This is a genomic window from Actinoplanes sp. OR16 (assembly GCF_004001265.1).
GTDB lineage: Bacteria > Actinomycetota > Actinomycetes > Mycobacteriales > Micromonosporaceae > Actinoplanes.
In genome coordinates this window covers 8,131,696-8,151,609 of the sequence record NZ_AP019371.1, presented here as the reverse complement: position 1 = coordinate 8,151,609, position 19,914 = coordinate 8,131,696, and the positions used below count along the sequence as shown (strand labels likewise).

Annotated in this window: 19 protein-coding genes; 11 read left to right on the top strand and 8 right to left on the bottom strand. The window is 71.5% G+C overall.

Features of this window, described 5'->3' with window-relative positions:
- Positions 1-34 precede the first annotated feature (34 nt).
- From EP757_RS37570 to EP757_RS37515, 11 genes are read left to right on the top strand one after another with little or no spacing between them, the layout of a single operon-like run.
- Positions 35-1,642 carry a carbamoyltransferase C-terminal domain-containing protein gene (locus EP757_RS37570; RefSeq protein ID WP_127553096.1) on the top strand — a complete coding sequence of 536 codons (1,608 nt, stop codon included), beginning with the start codon at positions 35-37 and terminating at the stop codon, positions 1,640-1,642.
- The gene (locus EP757_RS37565; protein ID WP_127553095.1) at positions 1,642-2,634 is read left to right on the top strand and encodes a glycosyltransferase family 2 protein; all 993 of its coding nucleotides are present in this window, start codon (positions 1,642-1,644) and stop codon (positions 2,632-2,634) included. The genes EP757_RS37570 and EP757_RS37565 overlap by 1 nt, the downstream gene beginning before the upstream one ends.
- Positions 2,631-4,295 carry an HAD-IIIA family hydrolase gene (locus tag EP757_RS37560; RefSeq protein WP_127553094.1) on the top strand — a complete coding sequence of 555 codons (1,665 nt, stop codon included), beginning with the start codon at positions 2,631-2,633 and terminating at the stop codon, positions 4,293-4,295. Before EP757_RS37565 ends, EP757_RS37560 begins: the two co-directional genes overlap by 4 nt.
- Entirely contained in the window at positions 4,292-5,215 is a 924-nt protein-coding gene (locus tag EP757_RS37555) for a glycosyltransferase (protein ID WP_127553093.1), read from the top strand. The genes EP757_RS37560 and EP757_RS37555 overlap by 4 nt, the downstream gene beginning before the upstream one ends.
- The gene (locus EP757_RS37550; RefSeq protein ID WP_127553092.1) at positions 5,200-6,402 is read left to right on the top strand and encodes a glycosyltransferase; all 1,203 of its coding nucleotides are present in this window, start codon (positions 5,200-5,202) and stop codon (positions 6,400-6,402) included. Before EP757_RS37555 ends, EP757_RS37550 begins: the two co-directional genes overlap by 16 nt.
- Entirely contained in the window at positions 6,399-7,010 is a 612-nt protein-coding gene (locus EP757_RS37545; protein ID WP_127553091.1) for an SIS domain-containing protein, read from the top strand. Before EP757_RS37550 ends, EP757_RS37545 begins: the two co-directional genes overlap by 4 nt.
- Positions 7,007-8,542 carry a PfkB family carbohydrate kinase gene (locus tag EP757_RS44330; RefSeq protein WP_232050211.1) on the top strand — a complete coding sequence of 512 codons (1,536 nt, stop codon included), beginning with the start codon at positions 7,007-7,009 and terminating at the stop codon, positions 8,540-8,542. The genes EP757_RS37545 and EP757_RS44330 overlap by 4 nt, the downstream gene beginning before the upstream one ends.
- Before the next feature lies 1 nt (position 8,543).
- Entirely contained in the window at positions 8,544-9,224 is a 681-nt protein-coding gene (locus EP757_RS37530; protein WP_127553090.1) for an SDR family oxidoreductase, read from the top strand.
- Positions 9,221-10,150, top strand: coding sequence for a glycosyltransferase family 9 protein (locus EP757_RS37525; RefSeq protein ID WP_127553089.1), 930 nt, complete (start codon positions 9,221-9,223; stop codon positions 10,148-10,150). Before EP757_RS37530 ends, EP757_RS37525 begins: the two co-directional genes overlap by 4 nt.
- Positions 10,131-11,108, top strand: a complete 978-nt coding sequence (locus EP757_RS37520; RefSeq protein WP_127553088.1) for a DNA topoisomerase IB — start codon at positions 10,131-10,133, stop codon at positions 11,106-11,108. Before EP757_RS37525 ends, EP757_RS37520 begins: the two co-directional genes overlap by 20 nt.
- 49 nt (positions 11,109-11,157) lie before the next feature.
- Positions 11,158-12,090 carry a DUF1254 domain-containing protein gene (locus tag EP757_RS37515; RefSeq protein WP_127553087.1) on the top strand — a complete coding sequence of 311 codons (933 nt, stop codon included), beginning with the start codon at positions 11,158-11,160 and terminating at the stop codon, positions 12,088-12,090.
- A gap of 694 nt (positions 12,091-12,784) precedes the next feature.
- Here the strand turns inward: EP757_RS37515 and EP757_RS37510 are convergent.
- The 8 genes from EP757_RS37510 to cydC all read right to left on the bottom strand — a co-directional run bounded on the left by EP757_RS37510 (position 12,785) and on the right by cydC (position 19,876).
- The gene (locus EP757_RS37510) at positions 12,785-13,345 is read right to left on the bottom strand and encodes an exonuclease (RefSeq protein ID WP_127553086.1); all 561 of its coding nucleotides are present in this window, start codon (positions 13,343-13,345) and stop codon (positions 12,785-12,787) included.
- The gene (locus EP757_RS37505; RefSeq protein ID WP_127553085.1) at positions 13,342-13,689 is read right to left on the bottom strand and encodes a hypothetical protein; all 348 of its coding nucleotides are present in this window, start codon (positions 13,687-13,689) and stop codon (positions 13,342-13,344) included. The genes EP757_RS37510 and EP757_RS37505 overlap by 4 nt, the downstream gene beginning before the upstream one ends.
- A gap of 13 nt (positions 13,690-13,702) precedes the next feature.
- Positions 13,703-14,239 (bottom strand): nucleotidyltransferase domain-containing protein, encoded by a 537-nt coding sequence (locus tag EP757_RS37500; RefSeq protein WP_127553084.1) that lies wholly within the window; start codon positions 14,237-14,239, stop codon positions 13,703-13,705.
- A gap of 11 nt (positions 14,240-14,250) precedes the next feature.
- The gene (locus EP757_RS37495; RefSeq protein ID WP_127553083.1) at positions 14,251-14,742 is read right to left on the bottom strand and encodes a hypothetical protein; all 492 of its coding nucleotides are present in this window, start codon (positions 14,740-14,742) and stop codon (positions 14,251-14,253) included.
- The gene (locus EP757_RS37490; protein ID WP_127553082.1) at positions 14,739-15,068 is read right to left on the bottom strand and encodes a type VII secretion target; all 330 of its coding nucleotides are present in this window, start codon (positions 15,066-15,068) and stop codon (positions 14,739-14,741) included. The genes EP757_RS37495 and EP757_RS37490 overlap by 4 nt, the downstream gene beginning before the upstream one ends.
- Positions 15,069-15,071: 3 nt before the next feature.
- Entirely contained in the window at positions 15,072-15,470 is a 399-nt protein-coding gene (locus EP757_RS37485) for a hypothetical protein (RefSeq protein ID WP_127553081.1), read from the bottom strand.
- 87 nt (positions 15,471-15,557) lie between these two features.
- Positions 15,558-16,109 carry a TetR/AcrR family transcriptional regulator gene (locus EP757_RS37480; protein ID WP_127553080.1) on the bottom strand — a complete coding sequence of 184 codons (552 nt, stop codon included), beginning with the start codon at positions 16,107-16,109 and terminating at the stop codon, positions 15,558-15,560.
- Between the two features lie 26 nt (positions 16,110-16,135).
- A complete protein-coding gene (gene cydC / locus EP757_RS37475; RefSeq protein WP_127554637.1) occupies positions 16,136-19,876 on the bottom strand; it encodes a thiol reductant ABC exporter subunit CydC in 3,741 nt (1,246 codons plus the stop codon).
- Between the last annotated feature and the right edge of the window lie 38 nt (positions 19,877-19,914).

The window sequence follows — 19,914 nt, the reverse complement described above, 5'->3', positions numbered from 1 at the left end:
AGTAGGCGTGTGGATCGGGGGTATCCGCCGCGCCATGCGAGTTCTTGGCATCAACGCGATCTTCCACGATCCCTCGGCCGCGCTGGTCATCGACGGACGCGTGGTAGCTGCCGCGGAGGAGGAGCGGTTCAGCCGGCGCAAGCACGGCAAGCGCCCGGTTCCGTTCTCCGCCTGGGAGCTTCCGGAGCTCTCCGCGGCCTGGTGCCTCGAGGCGGCCGGCCTCACTCCGGGTGACCTCGACGCGGTCGCCTACTCGTTCGATCCCGCCCTCTGCGGCGATCTCTCGCACTCCGATCCGTGGGATCACCTGCGGGTCGACTACGCCCGGCGGGCGCCGCAGTTCCTCGCCACCGCGCTGCCCGGCCTCGACCCGGAGCAGGTCCGGTTCGTGCCGCATCACGTGGCGCACGCCGCCTCGGCCGGGCTCAGCGTCGCCTCGCCGAACGCCGTGCTGGTCCTGGACGGACGCGGTGAGTCCGCCAGCCACCTGGCCGGGGCGTACCGGGACGGGCAACTGGAGATCTTCAAGAGCCAGGAGCTGCCGCACTCGCTCGGGCTGCTCTACGAGGACCTCACCCGCCACCTGGGCTTCATGCACTCCAGCGACGAGTACAAGGTGATGGCCCTCGCCTCCTACGGCAAGCCGAAGTTCGTCGGCCTGCTCCGCGAGCTGGTCCACGCGAACGACGACGGCGGCTTCACCATCGAGCGCATCGACTGGGACGCGCTGGCGAAGGCGCGCTCCGCCGACGGCGAGATGACCGAGGCATACGCCGACCTGGCGTCCAGTGTGCAGGTCCGCCTCGAAGAGGTGCTGCTCGATCTGGCGCGGTGGACGTACGAGGCCTCGGGTGGTCTCCCGACCCTGACCATGGCCGGCGGCACCGCGCTGAACTGCGTGGCGAACGCCCGGATCGCCGCGGAGGGCCCGTTCGAGCGGGTCTGGGTGCAGCCGGCGGCCGGTGACGCGGGCACCGCTCTCGGGGCGGCGCTGTCGCTCGGCGGCGAGCACGTCCCGTTCGGCACCGCAGCCCTCGGCCGGGGCTGGAGCGACGACGAGCTGGAGGCCGAGCTGAAGCGGGCGGCCGTGCCGTACACCCGCCCGCAGTCGATCGCCCATGAAGCCGCCACGGTGCTGGCCGGCAACGGCATCGTCGCCTGGTACCAGGGGCGCAGCGAGTACGGCCCGCGCGCCCTCGGCCACCGCTCGCTCCTCGCCCACCCCGGCGACCAGCACACCCAGACCCGGATGAACGACGTGAAGGGCCGCGAGCAGTTCCGGCCGATCGCGCCGATGGTCCGGGCGGAACGGTTCCACGACCTCTTCGACGGCGTCTTCCCGAGCCCGTACATGCTCTTCGTGCACCGCGTGAAGCCGGACTGGCGCGACCGGATCCCGGCCGTCACCCACGTCGACGGCACCGCCCGGGTGCAGACGGTGCACACCGACACCGAGCCCCTGGTCGCCGAGATGCTCGCCGAGTTCGAGCGGCAGACCGGCCTCCCGGTGGTGGTGAACACGTCGCTGAACACCGCCGGGCGTCCGATGGTGGACACCCCACGCGAGGCACTGGAGCTGTTCGGGTCGGCGCCTGTCGACCTGCTCGCCATCGGCCCGTTCGCCGTGCACCGGCGGTCCTGATGGCCGACTGCACCGTCGTCATACCCACCCTCGGTCGTCCGAGCCTGTTCTCCCTGGTGGATGCGCTCCCCGCGGTGCCGATCCTGGTGATCGACGACCGGCCGGACCGCCGTGTCCCGCTGGGGCTGCCACCACACGTGCGTGTCCTCGCCGGACGCTCGGCCGGTCCGGCGGCCGCGCGCAACGTCGGCTGGCAGGCCGCTCGCACCGAGTGGGTGGTCTTCCTCGACGACGACGTCATGCCCGATTCCGATTGGGCTCCGCTGCTCGTCGAAGACCTCCGGGACGCCGGTCCCGAGGTCGGGGGAGTGCAGGCTCGGCTGCGCGTCCCGCTGCCGCCGGATCGCCGCCCCACCGACTGGGAAAGGGTCACCGCGAGCCTCGCCGACGGCGAGTGGATCACCGCGGACATGGCCTACCGCCGCCTCGCGCTGCGGCAGGCCGGTGGGTTCGACGAGCGTCTGCCTCGCGCTTTCCGCGAGGACGCGGAGCTGGCGCATCGCGTGCGGGGCGCGGGCTGGGAGCTCCGGCGAGGGCTTCGCCAGAGCATTCATCCGGTACGCCCGGAGCACCGCTGGATCAGCATCCGCACACAACGGGGTAACGCCGACGACGCGCTGCTCCGCCACCTCTACGGCCCGCGCTGGCGCTCGGTCCTGGAGATCCCGCCGGGTCGCCGCCACCGCCACGCGGTGGTGACAGCGGCCGGCGCCGTGGCCCTGACCGCTCTGACCGCCCGCCTGCTCACCGGCCGCCGCTCGTTCACGACCGCAGCCGCCGTCGCCGGGCTGGCCTGGGCGGCGGGCACGGCCGAGTTCGCATGGGCGCGCATCGCACCCGGTCCGCGCGATCGCCGCGAGGTGACCACGATGCTGCTGACCAGCGCCGCCATCCCGCCGGTCGCCATGACTCACTGGGTGCGCGGCTGGCGCCGGTGGCGAGGAGCCGCGCCGATCATCGCTGATCATCGGCGCGCGGAGGTGCTCTCATGACCTTCGATGCGGCTCCTTTCGATGCGGCCCTCTTCGATGCGGTCCTCTTCGATCGGGACGGCACGCTGGTGGTGGATGTGCCGTACAACGGCGATCCCGACCAGGTCCGCCCGATGCCCGGCGCCAAGGACGCGCTGGACCGGCTGCGCGCGGCCGGGCTGCGCGTCGGCGTGGTCACCAACCAGTCCGGCCTGGCGCGCGGCTACTTCGGTGAGGACCAGCTGGAAGCCGTGAACCGGCGGATCGAGGAGCTGCTCGGGCCGTTCGACACCTGGCAGATCTGCCCGCACGACGACACTGCCGGCTGCTACTGCCGCAAACCCGCGCCCGGCATGATCGAGGCGGCCGCCGCGGCGCTCGGCACCACGCCCGGCCGGTGCGCGATGGTCGGCGACATCGGCCGGGACATGGAGGCGGCCCTCGCGGCCGGTGCGACGGGCTTCCTGGTTCCGACCGACGTCACCCTGCCGGCCGAGGTGGCCGCCGCCCCGCACGGCGCCGCCGACCTCGCCGCCGTCGCCGATCTCATCCTGCGGCGCCAGGAGTTGCTGACGCCGGCCCCGCGCCCGGGGCGGGCCGGGACGGTTCTCGCGGTGCGGTCCGACTCGGCAGGAGACGTGCTGGTCACCGGGCCGGCCATCCGCGCGCTCGCCGCGGGCGCCGACCGTGTCGTGCTGCTCTGCGGGCCACGCGGGCGGGCGGCCGCCGAACTGCTTCCCGGCGTTGACGAGATCATCGAGTGGCGGCTGCCGTGGATCGACCCCGAGCCCGGGCCGGTCGACGCGGAGGACATGCGCGCCCTCACCGAGCGCCTGCGGGAGACCGGCGCCAGCGAAGCGGTCGTCTTCACCTCGTTCCACCAATCGGCGCTGCCGCTGGCCCTGCTGCTGCGGATGGCCGGGGTGGGCCGGATCACCGCGATCAGCGAGGACTACCCGGGTTCTCTTCTGGACGTCCGTCACCGCGTACCGGAAGGCCTGCCCGAACCGGAACGTGCCCGCAGCATCGCGGCAGCGGCGGGGTTCGCCCTGCCCGCCGGCGACGACGGTCATCTGAGCCTCAAGAACACGAGGAGAGCCGAGAAGGAGGGGTACGTCGTCGTGCATCCCGGCGCGAGCGTCGAAGCCCGCGCCTGCCCGCCCGCCAACCTGAAGCGCATCGTCACCGCCCTCACCGAGCACGGCCTGAAGGTGCTGGTCACCGGAGGCCCGGGCGAGCGCGAGCTGGCCACCCGCGTCGCCGGCACCCACGGCATCGACGCCGGACCCACGTCGATGGCCGGTCTCGCCGCGCTGATCGCCGGCGCCGACTGCGTGATCGTCGGGAACACCGGCCCGGCGCATCTCGCGGCGGCCGTCGGCACCCCGGTGATCAGCCTGTACGCCCCGACCGTCCCGTACGGGCGATGGGGTCCCTACCGTGTGCCCGCGGTACGGCTCGGCGACCCCGCCGCCGCCTGCCGGGACACCCGGGCGACCCGCTGCCCGATCGCCGGTCATCCCTGTCTCTCCTCCATCGAACCGGAGGACGTCCTCGACGCGTTACGCCGGCTCGGCGTGCGCACGGACTTCTCCGAACACCCGGATACCGCGCTGAACAGCCAGTATGCGGACCGAAAGGGCCAAAACCACATCAACAAGACCGGCGAGGTGGCCGCGTGAACATTCTGCTCTGGCACGTGCACGGGTCCTGGACGACATCGTTCGTCCAGGGCAAACACCGCTACCTGGTGCCGGTGAACCCAGACCGGGACGCGTGGGGCCGTGGCCGCGCCCGCACCTTCGACTGGCCGGATTCGGTCGAGGAGCATCCGATCGAGGAGATCAAGGACGTCGACGTCGCGATCGCCCAGCGTCCCGAGGAACTCGACCTGATCCCGCCGCACGTGCCGGTGATCTACGTGGAGCACAACACGCCGAAGGACGGCGACGTGCCGTACAGCCGCCACCCGCTGGCCGACCGGGACGACCTGATCATCGCGCACGTGACCGACTTCAACGACCTGTTCTGGGACGCCGGCGGCACCCGGACCACGGTGATCGAACACGGCATCGTCGAGCCCGGGGTGCGCTGGACGGGCGAGCTGGAACGGCTGGCGATCGTCACGAACGAGCCGGTCCGCCGGGGCCGGGTGACCGGGACCGATCTGTACGGGCGGTTCGCGGCAGTGGCCCCCCTCGACGTGTTCGGCATGGGGGTGGCCGCACTGCAAGGGGTCACCGCCTTCGACGACCCGCCGCAGCACGAGATGCACGCCGAGGTCGCCCGCCGCCGCGCGTACCTGCACCTCTGCCGCTGGACGTCGCTCGGCCTGAGCCTGATCGAGGCGATGCAGATGGGCATGCCGGTCCTCGCGCTCGCCACCACCGAGGCGGTCGCCGCCGTGCCACCGGGCGCCGGCGTCATCGCGACCCGGGTGGACACCCTCGTCGAGGCCGCGCAGTGGCTGATCGACGAGCCGGACGAGGCGGCCCGGATGGGGGAACGGGCACGGCAGGTGGCGCTGGCGAAATACGGGCTCGACCGGTTCCTGGCCGACTGGGACCGGCTGCTGGAGGAGGAGACATGCGCATCGCGATGATCTCGGAACACGCGAGTCCGCTCGCGGCGCTCGGCGGGGTCGACGCGGGCGGGCAGAACTCGCACGTCGCCGAGCTCGCCGCCGCGCTCGCCACGCACGGACACGAGGTACGCGTCTACACCCGCCGGGACAACCCGGACCTGCCGGCCGTGGTGCCGATGGCGGACGGCGTCGACGTCGTGCACGTGCCGGCCGGGCCGGTGGAGGTGCTGCCCAAGGATGAGCTGCTGCCGTACATGGGCCGGTTCGCCGCATGGATGGCCGACGACTGGCGCGACCGGTGGCGGCCCGATGTGGCGCACGCGCACTTCTGGATGAGCGGCCTCGCCACCCTCGACGCCGGCCGTGCCTGCGGTGTGCCGGTGCTGCAGACGTTCCACGCGCTCGGCTCGGTGAAACGGCGCCACCAGGGCGACGCGGACACCAGCCCGGCCGGGCGGATCTCGTACGAGCGGCACATCGGGCGTACCGCCGACCGGGTGATCGTGCAGTGCCGCGACGAGATCGGCGAGCTGCTGCGCCTCGGCGTGCCCCGGTCGAAGATGGACCTGGTCCCGTCCGGGGTGAACACGGAACGGTTCAGCTCCCGCGGGCCGGCGCAAGCCCGTACCCCCGGCCTGGTCCGGATCGTCACGGTGGCCCGCCTGGTCGAGCGCAAGGGGATCGAGGACACGATCCGCGCGCTCGCCGCGGTGCCGGGCGCCGAACTGGTCGTCGTCGGCGGGCCGCCCGCCGACCGGCTGGACGCCGAGCCGTACGCCCAGCGCCTGCGCGCCCTCGCCGAACGCTGCCGGGTCGCCGACCGGGTGCGGCTCGCCGGTGCGGTGCCGGCCCACGAGATGCCGCGCTGGTACCGCTCGGCCGACGTGGTCGCGGCCACCCCGTGGTACGAGCCGTTCGGCCTCACCCCTCTCGAAGCGATGGCCTGCGGCGTCCCCGTCGTGGCGACCGCCGTGGGTGGCCTCACCGACACCGTCGTCGACGGTGTGACCGGGGACCTGGTGCCGCCGCGGGATCCGCGGTCGCTCGCCGCGGCGCTGCGGCGGCTGGTCAACGAGGAGGTGCGGCGGTTCGCGTACGCCGCCGCCGCCGAGGACCGGGCCGCCGCCTCCTATTCCTGGCCGCGCATCGCCGAGCGTCTGTCCGCCGTCTATTCCACCGTCGCAGGAGCAGTGATCCCCGCATGAAGGACACGAACCCCCTGGAAGATCATCTGGCCGGCCTGGCGGCGGCGCTCGAGCCGTTCCGGGAACAGGCCGGCCTTCTCGAGGAGTGGGGCGCCCGGCTCGCCCGCCACCTGGGCCGCGGCGGCCGCCTGCTGGTGGCCGGCAACGGCGGTAGCGCCGCCGAGGCCCAGCACCTCGCCGCCGAACTGGTCGGGCGGCTGCGGGACGAGCGGATGCCGCTCTCCGCGATCGCGCTCACCCCGGATTCGTCGGCGGTCACCGCGATCAGCAACGACTACGGCTTCGAGGAGGTCTTCGCCCGGCAGGTCCGGGCCCACGGCCGCCGCGACGACGTGCTCCTGCTGCTCTCCACGAGCGGCCGCAGCCCGAACCTGGTCGCCGCCGCGGCTGCGGCACGGGAGATGGGCATGCACACCTGGGCGATGGTCGGCCAGAAGCCGAACCCGCTCGCCGACGCCTGCGACGAGGTGCTGCGCTGCCCCTCCCCGGACAGCCAGGTGGTCCAGGAACTGCATCTGGTCTCGGTGCACGTGATGTGCGAGTACATCGACCGGCACCTGCTCCCTTTCGCGCGAGCGGGCCGGGAGAAGGAGATGGTCACCGTATGAGACTCGTGATCGTCGGCGACGCGCTGCTCGACCGGGACGTCGACGGCAGCGTGCGCCGGATCGCCCCGGACGCGCCCGCGCCCGTTCTCGACGAGGAGAGCTCCCGGGAGCGTCCGGGTGGCGCCGGCCTGGCAGCCTTGCTCGCGCTTGATTCGGGGTACGACGTCAGCCTCGTGACAGCGATCGCCGCCGATGAAGCCGGGGCCCGCCTCACCCGGCTGCTCACCGACGCGGGTGTCGTGGTCCACCCCCTTCCCCTGCCCGGCGCCACTCCGGAGAAGATCCGGCTGCGAGCGGCCGGTCAGGTGCTGCTGCGGCTGGACCGGGGCGGGCCGCCCGAGCCGCCCGGTGACGTGCCGATCGCCGTCCTCGACCTGGTGCGGGACGCGGACGCGATCCTGGTCAGCGACTACGGCCGGGGAGTCGCACGGCATCCGGTGCTGCGGGCCGCCCTCGAGGAAGCGAAGGCGCCGGTCGTCTGGGACCCGCACCCCAACGGCCCGCCACCCGTGCCGAACGTCCGTCTCGTGACACCGAACGAGTCCGAGGCCCTCCGGCTCTCCGGCGACGCGGGCAAGGGCTCGGGGCTGTCGTCCGCGCAGCGCGCCGGCCATGCGCTACGCCAGCGGTGGCGGGCCGGCGCGGTCGTGGTGACCCGGGGCGCGCACGGCGCGGTCCTGTGCCATTCGGGTCCGACACCACTCGTCGTGCCGCCGTCCCGGGTCGGTGACGGGGACACGTGCGGGGCCGGCGACAGCTTCGCGGCCGCAGCGGCGGTGGCACTTGCGGGCGGCGCGCTGGTCTCGGAGGCCGTGCAGCAGGCGGTGGAGGCAGCGAGTTCATATGTCTCCGCAGGCGCCCACGCCAGGCTGTTCACCACCTCACGGCCTGGCAAGTCGCCAGCCTCAACCCCGTCCGCCCAAACCCCGCCAGCCTCAACCCCGCCAGCCTCAACCCCGCCAGCCTCAACCCCGTCGGATCTGGGCGACAAAAGCGATAAATCCGACATGGGAAACGGTGTGGGCCTGGCCGGCGTGCGGGATTCGGATGACGTCGTCGGTGTCGGGGTGGGGGATGCCGGCGACCTCGTCGGGCGGGTTCGGGCCGAGGGCGGGACCGTTGTTGCGACCGGTGGGTGCTTCGACCTGTTGCACACCGGGCATCTCGCCACTCTGCGAGCCGCTCGCAGTCTCGGGGACTGCCTGGTCGTGTGCCTGAACAGCGATGACTCGGTCCGGCGGCTCAAGGGGCCGGAGCGGCCGCTCAACAGTCAGGTGGATCGGGCTCGGCTGCTCGCCGCGCTGGACTGTGTGGACGCTGTCGTGATCTTCGATGAGCCGACCCCGGAGTCCGTGCTGGCGTGGCTCCGGCCGGACGTGTGGGTGAAGGGCGGTGATTACGCCGACGGCGGCCCCGAGCTGCCCGAGGCTGAACTGATGAAGCGCTGGGGCGGCCAGACCGTGATCGTCCCCTATCTGAACGGCCGATCCACCACGCAGACCATTGCAGCAGCACGATCAGGAGGACAGTGAATTGGACGCAGTGATCGTCACCGGCGGTTCGAGCGGACTCGGCGCTTCGGTCGTCGACGCCGTGATCAAGGCGGGCGGACGCCCCTTCGTGATCGACCGGCAGCCGCCGAAGGACGGCGTCGAGTGGATCGAATGCGACCTCGCCGACACCCGCGCCGCGGAACGCGCCACCCGTGAGCTGATCGCCCGGGCTGGCGGCACGATCGACGGCGTCGTGACGGCGGCCGGCATGGACGTGCCAGGCGCGCTGATCGACGTGCCGGGGGAGACCTGGGACCGGATCGTCGCCATCGACCTGCTCGCCACGGCCGCGGTGATCCGGGCCGCGCTGCCCGAGCTCAAGCAGTCGCACGGCGGCGTCGTCACGATCTCGTCGACGCTCGGGATCAAGGCGGTGGGGGACGCGACGGCGTACTGTGCCGCGAAGTTCGGCGTCGTCGGCTTCACCCGGGCGCTCGCCGCCGAGCTGGCCGGGGAGGTGAACGTCACGCTGCTCATCCCCGGTGGCATGCGGACGAAGTTCTTCGACGAGCGCGACGACCGGTACAAGCCGGGGCCGGACGCGATCCTCAACGACCCGGCGAACGTGGCGGCGGCCGTGATGTTCGCGCTCAGCCAGCCCGCCGGCAGCGCGGTCCGGGAACTGGTCGTCGCGGCGGAGACGGAGAGCTCGTACCCGTGATCCTGATCCTGCGCGCTCTCGGCGTGGGAGACCTGGCGGTCGCGGCGCCCGCTCTGCGTGGGCTCCGCGCCGCCTTCCCCGGGGAGACGCTGAGCCTGGCCGCCCCCGCCTGGCTCGCTCCGCTGGTGGACGCGATCGGCGGCATCGACCGGATCGTCCCGGCGCACGAGCTGGAGCCGCTCGCCGATGCGCCGGTGAACCCGCAGATCGCCGTCAACCTGCACGGGTCGGGGCCGGAGTCGCATCGCCGGTTGCTGGAGCTGGAACCCGGCAAGTTGTGGGCGTTCGCCAATCGTGCGGCAGGGCATCACGACGGCCCCGGCTGGTTGGACGAGGAGCATGAGGTGTTCAGGTGGTGCCGATTCGCACGCTACTACGGCGTACGATGTGCAATTGATGATCTTGATCTGAAGCGGCCGAGTGTTGACGTTCCTCAAGGCATGACGATCATCCATCCGGGCGCGAAGTCCTCGGCTCGGCGCTGGCCTCCGGAACGCTACGCGTCAGTCGCCCGGAGGTTGCGCTCGGCGGGCCACCGCGTGCTGATCACCGGTTCCGCTTCCGAGCAAGACCTCTGTGTACGGGTGAGCGAAGAGGCCGGCCTGGGTCCGGACGCCGTTCCCCGCACCGGCCTGACCGAACTGCTGGGCCTGGTCGCGGCCGCCCGCCTGGTGATCAGTGGTGACACCGGAATCGCGCATCTGGCGACCGGCTACCGCACGCCCTCGGTGACCCTTTTCGGTCCCGTGTCCCCGGCCCGCTGGGGACCGCCGCCGGACCGTCAGTGGCATCGCGCGATCTGGCACGGCACCCGGAGCGAACGCGGCGACCTGCCCGGCCCGGTCCATCCGGCACTGCTCGCGATCGAGGCGGATGAGGTGCTCGATGCGGGGAATCAGGTCCTTCATGCGGCTGCGTCGAAGTGATGTGAGTAAACCCGGATTCGGCCGTCGCCGGTCCGGCAAAGGCTTCACCTATCTGGACCGGGACGGCGGGGCGCTGAAGTCCGCCGAGGACGTCTCGCGGATCAAGGATCTGGTCATCCCGCCCGCGTGGCAGGACGTCTGGATCTCGCCCGATCCGCGCGGGCACATCCAGGCCACCGGCGTCGACGCGGCCGGGCGCAAGCAGTACCTCTACCACCCGCAGTGGCGTGAGCAGCAGGATCGGGTGAAGTTCGATCATGCGCTCGAGGTGGCCTCGCGACTTCCGGAGGTCCGTGATCGGCTCCAGGACGACCTTGCCGGCCGCGGCCTGACCCGCTCCCGCGTGCTCGCCGCCATCGTCCGGATGCTCGACATGGGCATGTTCCGGATCGGCGGCGACGAGTCGGCCGCCCGCGAGGAGGATCCGTCCTACGGGCTGTCGACGCTGCGGCCCGATCATGTGCGGACCAGGGGTGGGTGCGTGCTGCTGGAGTTCACCGGCAAGTCCGGGGTGGAGCACGCCACATCGGTCGGTGACGGCGAAGTGTGTGCGGTCCTTCGTGATCTGAAACGGCGCCGTCGTGGTGAGGATCGGCTGTTCGCCTTCTGGGACCCGTCGCGGCGATCATGGCGGGAGATCCGTGCCGACGCCATCAACGACTACTTGCGGGAGATCAGCGGTGAGCAGATGACGGCGAAGGATTTCCGTACGTGGCACGGCACCGTCAAGGCCGCCGCCGAACTCGCCGCCGCCGGACCGCAGCCGACCGCTACGAAACGCCGCAAAGCGGTCGCGCAGGCTCTCCGTGAGGTCGCCGACATGCTCGGCAACACGCCGACGGTGGCCCGGCAGTCCTACGTCGACCCCCGGGTGATCGAGCACTACGAGAACGGCCGGGTCGCCGAGAAGCCGCACGAGGAGGCCGTCCTCGACCTGCTCACCGACGGCCCGGCATGACCCTCGAAGGATGAGGCGCCGCCGGTCGCCGCGCTGATAGACATGGCGGATGAACGTGAACGTCGACAACTTCGTCCGTGCCGAGACCCACCGGATGTTCGCCGGCCTGCAACGCGACGCCGGTGGCGTGAACCGTTTCCAGCACAACCGCGAACCGGCCTCGGTCGACCGGCAGACGGTGATCCGGATGAACCGGGACACGCTCTACAGCTTCGCGGTGGTCGACATCTCGGCCGGCGGCGTGCTGAGCCTGCCCGCTGCCGGCGGCCGTTACGTGTCGGCGATGGTGGTGAACGAGGACCACCACGTCAACCGTGTCATCCACTCGGCCGGCGACCACAGCCTGACGGTCGAGGAGTTCGGCACGCCGTACGTCGTCGTCGCGGTCCGCACCCTCGTCGACCCCCGTGATCCAGCCGACCTCGCCGCGGTCTTCGCCGTCCAGGACGGACTTCGCATCTCGGCGGCCTCGGCGGTCCCGTTCGCGTCCCCCGCGTACGACCAGGACACCCTGGACCGCACCCGCTCCGCGCTGCTGACCCTCGCGGCCGGGATGGACACGTTCACGCACACCTTCGGACGCCGCGAGGACGTCGACCCGGTCCACCACCTGATCGGCACCGCGGCGGGCTGGGGCGGCCTGCCCGACAGCGAAGCCGTCTACGTCGGCGTGGCCCCCGACCTGCCGGTAGCCGACTACCACCTCACCGTCGGCGACGTCCCCGTAGACGGCTTCTGGTCGATCTCGGTCTACAACGCCGACGGTTATTTCGAGCCGAATGAGAGCGGCGCCTACAGCGTCAACAGCATCACGGCGACCCGCAACACCGACGGCACGGTGACGGTCCTCTTCGGCGGCGACGGCGACCCGGCCCGCAACTCCCTCCCGATCACCAAAGGCTGGAACTATCTAGTGCGCCTCTATCGCCCACGCCCCGAAATCTTGGACGGCGCCTGGACCTTCCCCGAATTGACGACCTGAAGGGGGCCCACGTCCTCGCCCTAATTGTCTCCAGGAGTCATCACGGCATGACGGTGAGCGGCGCGCGGGCCCACGCCATCGAATGGCGAAAATGGCAGCAGTCGAGCGACACGGTCGTGCACGATGCTCCCGGTTGGTATCCGTAAGGAGCATCCGAACCGGCTCGAGGATTCGCGGGCCAGGCGGAACACCATGGCCCGCGCTTTGCTCGTCGCTTTGCTTGTCGCTTTGCTCGTCGTCGGCAAGGTCCAGCGGCGCCCCAGCGGCATCCTGTAGCGGACCATCACCGAGTTCCGCCTGGTCGGCTCGATCCGTCAGGTTGCCAGATCCTGCTTGGTCAGGTCGATGCGCCCGATCGCCCGGCTCCGCCAGGTCAGGTCGATGCGCCCGACTGCCCGGTTCCGCCAGGTCGGCTGAATCCACCGGCCAGTCAAGGCCCGCCCGGCCGTCTCCAACACCGTGTTTCGCCGACCCCTCGGCGAGCCCGGTCAGCTGCCGCAGCCGACGGGCATGCCGCTGCGTCAAGCCCCACTCGCGGTGCCGCGAATGCTCACGCCGGAATTCCTCAGCCGCCGCCGAATAACTGCGACGCAGCGTCCTATCCCGCAAATGCCTGGTGGGAAACAACGAAAGCTGCGCCATGCACCATTATCGCTCGCCCCTTATTCCACCGACGAGCCCGGCGGTCGATAGTTCAGAATGCGAAAGGCCGGGCCTGCTGCACTGCTTCGAATACCTGAGCCAATTCGGCAGCGTCCTCGCCGGCGTGGTGGGTGTGCGGCACATCGGTCACGCCGAGCGCGTGCTTGATCTTCCCTTTGCGGCTCTCCACCCACTCGCAGCCGGTGGCGCCCATCCAGAAGCTGCGCAGATCCACCCCGGACCCGGTCGAGCCGAACGGGCTGTGGCCGAGGTAGCGCACGAAGTACCAGTGCACGAACATTCCGTCCCACACCGCGGGCGCGGCCAGGAACACCGGCCGGCCGATCCGCCGTAGGCCGTTCACCCAGGTCGCGGCTGCCTTCATCGCCTCAGCCGCGTCGGGCCCTTCCCGCACCAGCCGCTCCCGATCCAGCCCCGACACGGCGAGGGCTTGCGGCACGAAGTCGTCCGAGATGGGCCGCAGCTCGGTGTAGAACGTCAGATCCGGCCGTCCGGCGACAGCCATCCCGAGCGACAACATGCTGTAGGGCCCGGGGATCGGCCCATCCGCCTCCACGTCGACGGCGACGTAGAGCTCCGGGAGGGCACTCACAGCCGGTCCTCGAAGTCGGCGAGCACCTCGGCTCTGGCCCCACGCTCGCCGAAGTGCCGGAGGAGATCGCGGGCGAAGGTGATCTGGTGCTCCTCGCCCGATCCGCGTTCGAGCGGGACGACCTCGATGCGCCACCGGAAGTATTCGTAACCCGTCGACGGATCGGCCGCCAGCTTCTCGTCAGCGTCGTCGTTGGCACACACTTCCAGCCAGTTGCCCCGGATGTCGCAGGAGTTCTCCTTCCTCCGGCGTGCTCCGGGAAAGCCGGCGAGCAGGCTGTCGACGACACGGGATCGCTCGGTCTCCGAGCTGTCGACCATGACGATGAACTGGACGTCTTCCACTCTGGCTGGCTCCTCAAGCGAGTGGCCGGAAGGGGCCGGTGTCGAGCTTACCGCCGATGCGGAGGACCGAGAACTGCACTACCTGCGGTGAATGAGGGTCAAGGAGATCGAGCCGCAGGCGCTTGAATTCGGGCCCGAGGTCGAAGCTCGACAGCTGCCCGTTTCCGTTGATCCGCTTCATCATCGTGTTCCGCAACCTGGTGCCCGGGTACGTGCGGGCCAGCGCCTTCTCGGCGAGCTCGAAGAACGTCCTGTCGTCCACGCGAAGCGCGACGTCGATGTCGGACTTGGCTCGTGCGGTGCCGCGAACCCTGCTGCCGTGTACGACGAGGTCGCCCGCGGGGAGGCCGGCTTCTCGCTGCAGGCGGCGCGCGCCGTGTGCGAAGCGCCGGAACTGGCGGTCGGTGAACCCCTGAGGAGTGGCCCTCACCGCGGCGGTCCGGACGGCTCGCGTCGCCCGTATCCCGGCCGCCGGTTTGCCGAACTGGGCGGCCGCCATTCTCGCGATGACACCGGCGCCTTCGGCAAGGGGCCGCTTCCCTCTAGCCACCGCGATCCCTCCTAGCCGAGGACGGCATCGGTGGCCTGCTCGATCAGAAAGTTGATCGCGACGCCGGTGAGCTGCTTGACGACCGGGATCTCCAGGAGGGACGCGCCGGCTGTGGGTACGGCCGTGACGATCGCCTGGATGATCGACGCGGCGAGCACGGTGAGCTGGACCAGCACGTTGATCTTCAGTGCCAGGACCACCCCGGCGCAGACCGTGAGGCCGCCGCCGACCGCTATCGCGCCGGCGTCGCCCCTGGCCAGCGTGGCGGCGCTGCCGTCGTCGGCCTGCCACTGCGTCAGGAACGCGTCGATCGACTGCGCCGTGTTGTCGCCGACGACCTGTCGCGCAGTGGCGGCGATGTCCTCCTGCAGTTCGCTGATGACACCCGCGAGCCGGAGCCAGTCCCGGCCCGCGTCAATGAGCTGATCCTCGTCCGACTCCGGCCAGCTGTAGCCGAGTTCGTTCAGCAGACCGGCGAGCTCGCCCGGGAGCCGGATGCTCATGCCGGATCCTCGAGCGTGGATCCCGCGATGTCTGCGGCGCTGCTCTGGTCGGTCTGTTCCACATCGTCGGCGATGCCGTTGAGCACATCGGCGAATCCGCGTAGGTCGACGGTGACCGAGGTATAGGACGTGTCCGCTATGTCGAGCGCCGCATGGTAGGACGCGCCGATGAGGCCGCCGATCGGGTCCGCGCCGAAGATGTCACCGCGCCCGTCGCCGGTGGTGACGTGCTGTCGCCAGAGATCGTCGAGCCGATCGGCGGCATCCTGCAGTCGCTTTCCGGCGCCACGCAGGCTTGCCGGATGGATGTCGAGGTCCCCGGCCACGACTCACGCCGATCTCTGCTCGAAGCGGGCCACCACATCGTTGATCGCGGTCACGAAGATCGACATGCTGCGCATCGACTCGTTCTGGAGGTCCCGGATCTCGGCGGAGAGCGCCTCGCTGGCCGCGCGCGCGGCGTCCGCGGAGTGCTCCGCCGCGGCGTCGAAGGCCCGGTTCACCGCCTCCTGGATCTCCGCCGCCAATTCGGCCGCCCCGAGCCGCATGACCTGCGGATCCAGGCGAAGGGATTCCAGCCTGCCTGGACTGACGTGTGCCTCGATCAGGCCGTCCGCCCCGGACGCGCCGGTCGTCGTCGAGTCCAGCGTGGTGGCTGTGGACAGCGCCGCGCCGGCCCGCTCCAGCAGCTCGTCGAGGCCGGCCACGTCGATTCGGGCGTCTGCCATCGCCACCTCCCGCGGAATCGGGCAGGAGGAAAGCCTCCCCGGTGGCGACGCCGAAAGGACTTCGATAGTCCTCGATCCGACAGTGGATCAGCGATATGGATTCACCAGGTCGGTGACCCAGTCGACGGCGGTGCAGGCCTGGTCAGGGGTGCTGGCGTACAACCCGTTGACGATCAGCCATATCCGGTCGGCGAAAGTGTCGTCCACCGAGCCGAGCTGGCCCACCAGGCGGTCCACCTCGGCTCGGGCTTCGGCCAGGTAGCCGCGGGCGAGCCGGGCCGGTTCGTCGTCGGCGGCGGGGAATTCGGTGAGGTAGTTGCGGAAGGCGCAGCCTCGGTAGCCGGGCTGCCGCACCCAGTCGGCGATCTCGGCGACCAGGGCGATCAGCCGGTCGGCGGGGGTGGAGGCCCAGCGCAGGGCTTCGCCGGCGGATTGGGCGCGTTCGCGGCGGACCAGGTCCAGGTAGGCGGCGCTCAGGGAGGCCTTGCTGGGGAAGTGCCGGTACAGCAGGTTCTTGCCGCACCCGGCCACCTCGACGACCTGCGCCATCCCGACGGCCCGCACGCCGTGCTCGTAGAAGAGCCCGGCGGCGGCCGTCAGGATCGTGTCGCGGGTGCCCGGCGTGGGCGTGCGTGCCATGGTCACCAGTCTAGGAGAAACCGGACTTACGCTAAGGAAACCACCCTATCGACCAGGTCCAAGCCTTCGGTGCGGTGGGCGAAGACCAGCACGGTCCGCCCCGACGCCGCATCGAGCAGGTCGGCCATCAACGCCCGGGCGCCGTCCTCGTCGATGCCCTCGGTGGGTTCGTCGAGGATCAGCACGTCCGGGTCGGCGAGCAGGGCCCGCGCGGTCGCCAGCCGGCGTCGCTGACCACCGGAGATCGTGCTGCCGCCGGTGCCGAGCCAGGTGTCCAGCCCGTCCGGCAGCCCGGTGATCCAGTCGCCGAGACCCACCCGCGTCAGGGCCGCGAGGAGCTGCGGATCGGTCGCGCCGGGCGAGGCGAGACGCAGGTTTTCCCGTACGGTCGAAGCGAACACGTGGCCGGTCTCATCGCCGACGAGGACCGTCCTGCCACCGGATTCGACGGTCCCCTCCCACGGTTCGAGCAGCCCGCCGAGCACGGCAGCGAGCGTCGACTTCCCCGATCCGGACCGGCCGGTGATGGCCGTCCGGGAGCCGGCCGGCAGTGTCAGATCGAATCCGTCGAGCACCGGGTCGAGGGTGCGGTCCCAACCGGCGACTATCCCTCGTACGACCAGAGAAGCGGAACCGGACCGCTCGGAACGACCCATCGCGGCGGTCGGCTCGCCGGCGGTCAGCGTGGACACGCGGCGGGCGGCGCCGGCGGCCTGGCGACGGGCGATGGCGGCATCCGGCGAGGTCACGACGGTCTCACCGAGCACGATCATGCCGAGCAGGAACACCGCGCTCCACTCGGCCGAGAGTCCCGCGCCGGCGAGCAGGACGGCGGTCACCGTGGCTGCCGCCCCCCACCCGAGGTGCGCCAGCGCCGCGGCCAGGCCTGACTCGCGCGCCGCGTGCGCCTCCAGCTTCGCGAGGGTCCGGCTTCTTTGCAGTGGTACGGAGGAAGCGGCCGCGCCGGAACCCACCTCCTCGATACCGTCGACCGTCTCCACGATCGCATCTCGCAGCTCTGCCCGTGCCGTGCCGGTGGCGGCGTCCAGCCGGTTCGCCTGCCAGGCCGCGGTGGCCGGCGCGAGCACCCCGGCGACGAGCACCCCGACCGCGAGCGGGATCAGCATGACCGGCGCGGCGGCGGCGATGACCAGGGCGGCGACCAGGACCGTCACGGCCGTGGCGAGCGCCGGCAGCCGGCCCCGCAGCAACCCGTCCACCTGCGCGTCGACGTCGTTCACCAGCTTCGTCAGCAGATCACCGCGCCGGTGCGCCCGCCGGCCCGGCACCCGCGGGATCAGGTCGGCGTACACCTTCGCCCGCTGCCGGCCCAGCCGCGCGAACGCCAGGTCGTGCGAGACGAGCCGTTCCAGGTAGCGCAGGAGGGGCCGGGCGACCGCGCTGCCGCGCACCAGGACCACCGCCCCGGAGAGGGTCAGCACCGGAGGCAGCGAACTCGCGCGGACTAGCAGCCAGGCGGCGGCGCCGGTGAGCAGCACACCTGCCAGGGAGGAAGCGGCCCCGAGCAGGACGGCGGTGGCGGGCCGCCGAAGCCGGCTCCGCATGCCGGCAGGCTCCGATGTACGGGCGTGTTGCTGTTCCCGCGTGCGGGCGTGCTGTTTCTGTGGTGCCTGGTTTTCTGGTGTTTGGGCGTCCTGGCGCTCTGCTGCCCTGGTCGCCTGGCGATCTTGGATGGTCGCCGGGCGCAGGTGGACCACCCGGTCGGCGGCGGACAGCAGGGCCGGACGGTGTGCCACGACCAGTACCGCGCATCCCCGGGCGGCGAACTCCCTCAGCCGCGCGACGACCAGCTTCTCGGCGGCCGCGTCCAGGTGGGCGGTCGGCTCGTCGAGCAGCAGGGTCACCACCGGCCGTACTCGCACCGCCCCGGACGTGGCTTCGTCGACGGCGGCGGCCAGCGCGTCCTCGTCCACGGCGACGGACGCGCGGTGCAGCAGAGCGGCCAGGGCGAGTCGCTGCCGCTGCCCGGACGAGATCCCGGCGCCGTGCTCACTCAACGGCGTCGCCGCGGTGACCTCACCTTCCAGCCCGACGGTACGCAACGCCGCCCCGACATCGGCCCCCTCAACGAAGACGTCCGCGACGGTCCTGGCGTGCGGAAGCGACGGACGCTGCGACAGATAGAAGGTACGCCCGACAGCGATCGCCCCCGCCTCCGCCGGATGAAGTCCGGCCAGCACCCGCAGCGCAGTGGTCTTGCCTGCTCCCGAAGGCCCGCTGAGAGCCACCGTCTCCCCGGCCCGCACGGCGAGTTCCGGCAGCACCAGAGCATCGACGCCGCCGCCCTCATAGCGAGCTCGCACCCCACCGGCCCGAACTCCCCACCGCCCAGCCGCCAAACCTCCAAGATCCAGCCGAATGGTGCCCGTGCTCGTGCTCGTGCTCGTGCTCGTGCTCGTGCTCGTGCTCGTGCCCGTGCTCGTGCCCGCGCTCGTGCTCGTGCCCGTGCCCGTGCCCGTCTGCGGCGTCCCTTCCGCGATCTTGGAAAGTCGCAGCGGGCTGATGCCGGCCACGCCCGTCTCGGCCGCCCCTTCCGCGATCGTGGAAAGCGGTATCGGGTTCGTGTCGGCCGCGCTCGTCCCGGCCGTCCTCACGCCGATCTTGGAAAGTCGCGCAGGGCTGACCGCGCCCCCTCCCGCGATCTTGGAGTGGCTGAGTTCGGCCGTGCCCCCTCCCGCGATCTCATACGATCGCGCCGAGTCGGCCGTGCCTTCTTCCGCGATCTTGGACGATCGTGCGGAGTCGGCCGTGCCTTCTCCCGCGATCTTGGACGATCGCGTCGAGCCGGCCGCGCCCTCCTCCGAGATCTTGGAATCGCCGGTGAGGATCTCGTCGACGTCCGCTATGACCGCCGTAGCGTCGGTGGCGGCGTGGTAGCGGGCCGCCATCTCGCGCAGCGGCCGGTACGCCTCCGGCGCCAGCAGGATCACCAGCAGTGCCGGGGCGAGGTCCATCGACCCGGCGGCGACCCGCAGTCCGACCTCGACGGCGATGAGGCCGACGGACAGGGTGCCGACCAGGTCGAGCGCGGTGGAGGAGAGGAACGCCACCCGCAGCACCCGCATCGTCGCCTTGCGGTGCTGGTCGGTGAGGTCGGCGATGACGTCGGCCTGCCGGTCCGCGCGGCCGAACACCTTGAGGGTCGCCAGTCCGCGCACCACGTCGAGGAAGTGCCCGGCGAGTCGTGCGTCGGCCGCCCACCGCTGGTCGGCGCGTGCCTGTGTGGCCCAGCCGATCAGCGCGCCGAGCAGCGGGATCAGCGGCAGCGTCAGCAGGGCGACGATCGCCGACGCCGGGTCGACGATCGCCATGACGACGATGACGAGCGGCGGCAGGATCACGCCGAGAGCCAGCGCGGGAAGGTACCCCGAGAACCACGGTTTCAGGGCATCCAACCCCGTTCCCAGTACGGTCGTGAGCCGCCCCGGCCCGTACCGCGCCACCCAGGCCGGACCCCGGCGCACGACGGCGTCGAGCAGCGATCGCCGCAGTTCATCGGTGACCCGCGCGGCGGTGCGCCGGGCCGTGACCTGTTCGGCCCACGCCAGCCCGGCCCGGACCGCGAACGCCGCGCCGAGCAGTACGATCCCGTGCCGCCGATCCCCGGTGACGACCCAGCACAGCGCGACCGCGAGAGCGACGGTGGCGGCGGCCTGGCCGGCGCCGATGACCGTCAGCAGCGCGATCCCGCCCCGGCTGGCCCGGGCATGCCGGAGCAGCCGGGGATCGACCGGCCCTCGGGCCACCCGCCGGGTCGACACCTCGACGGCCTCGGGCGGCTTCG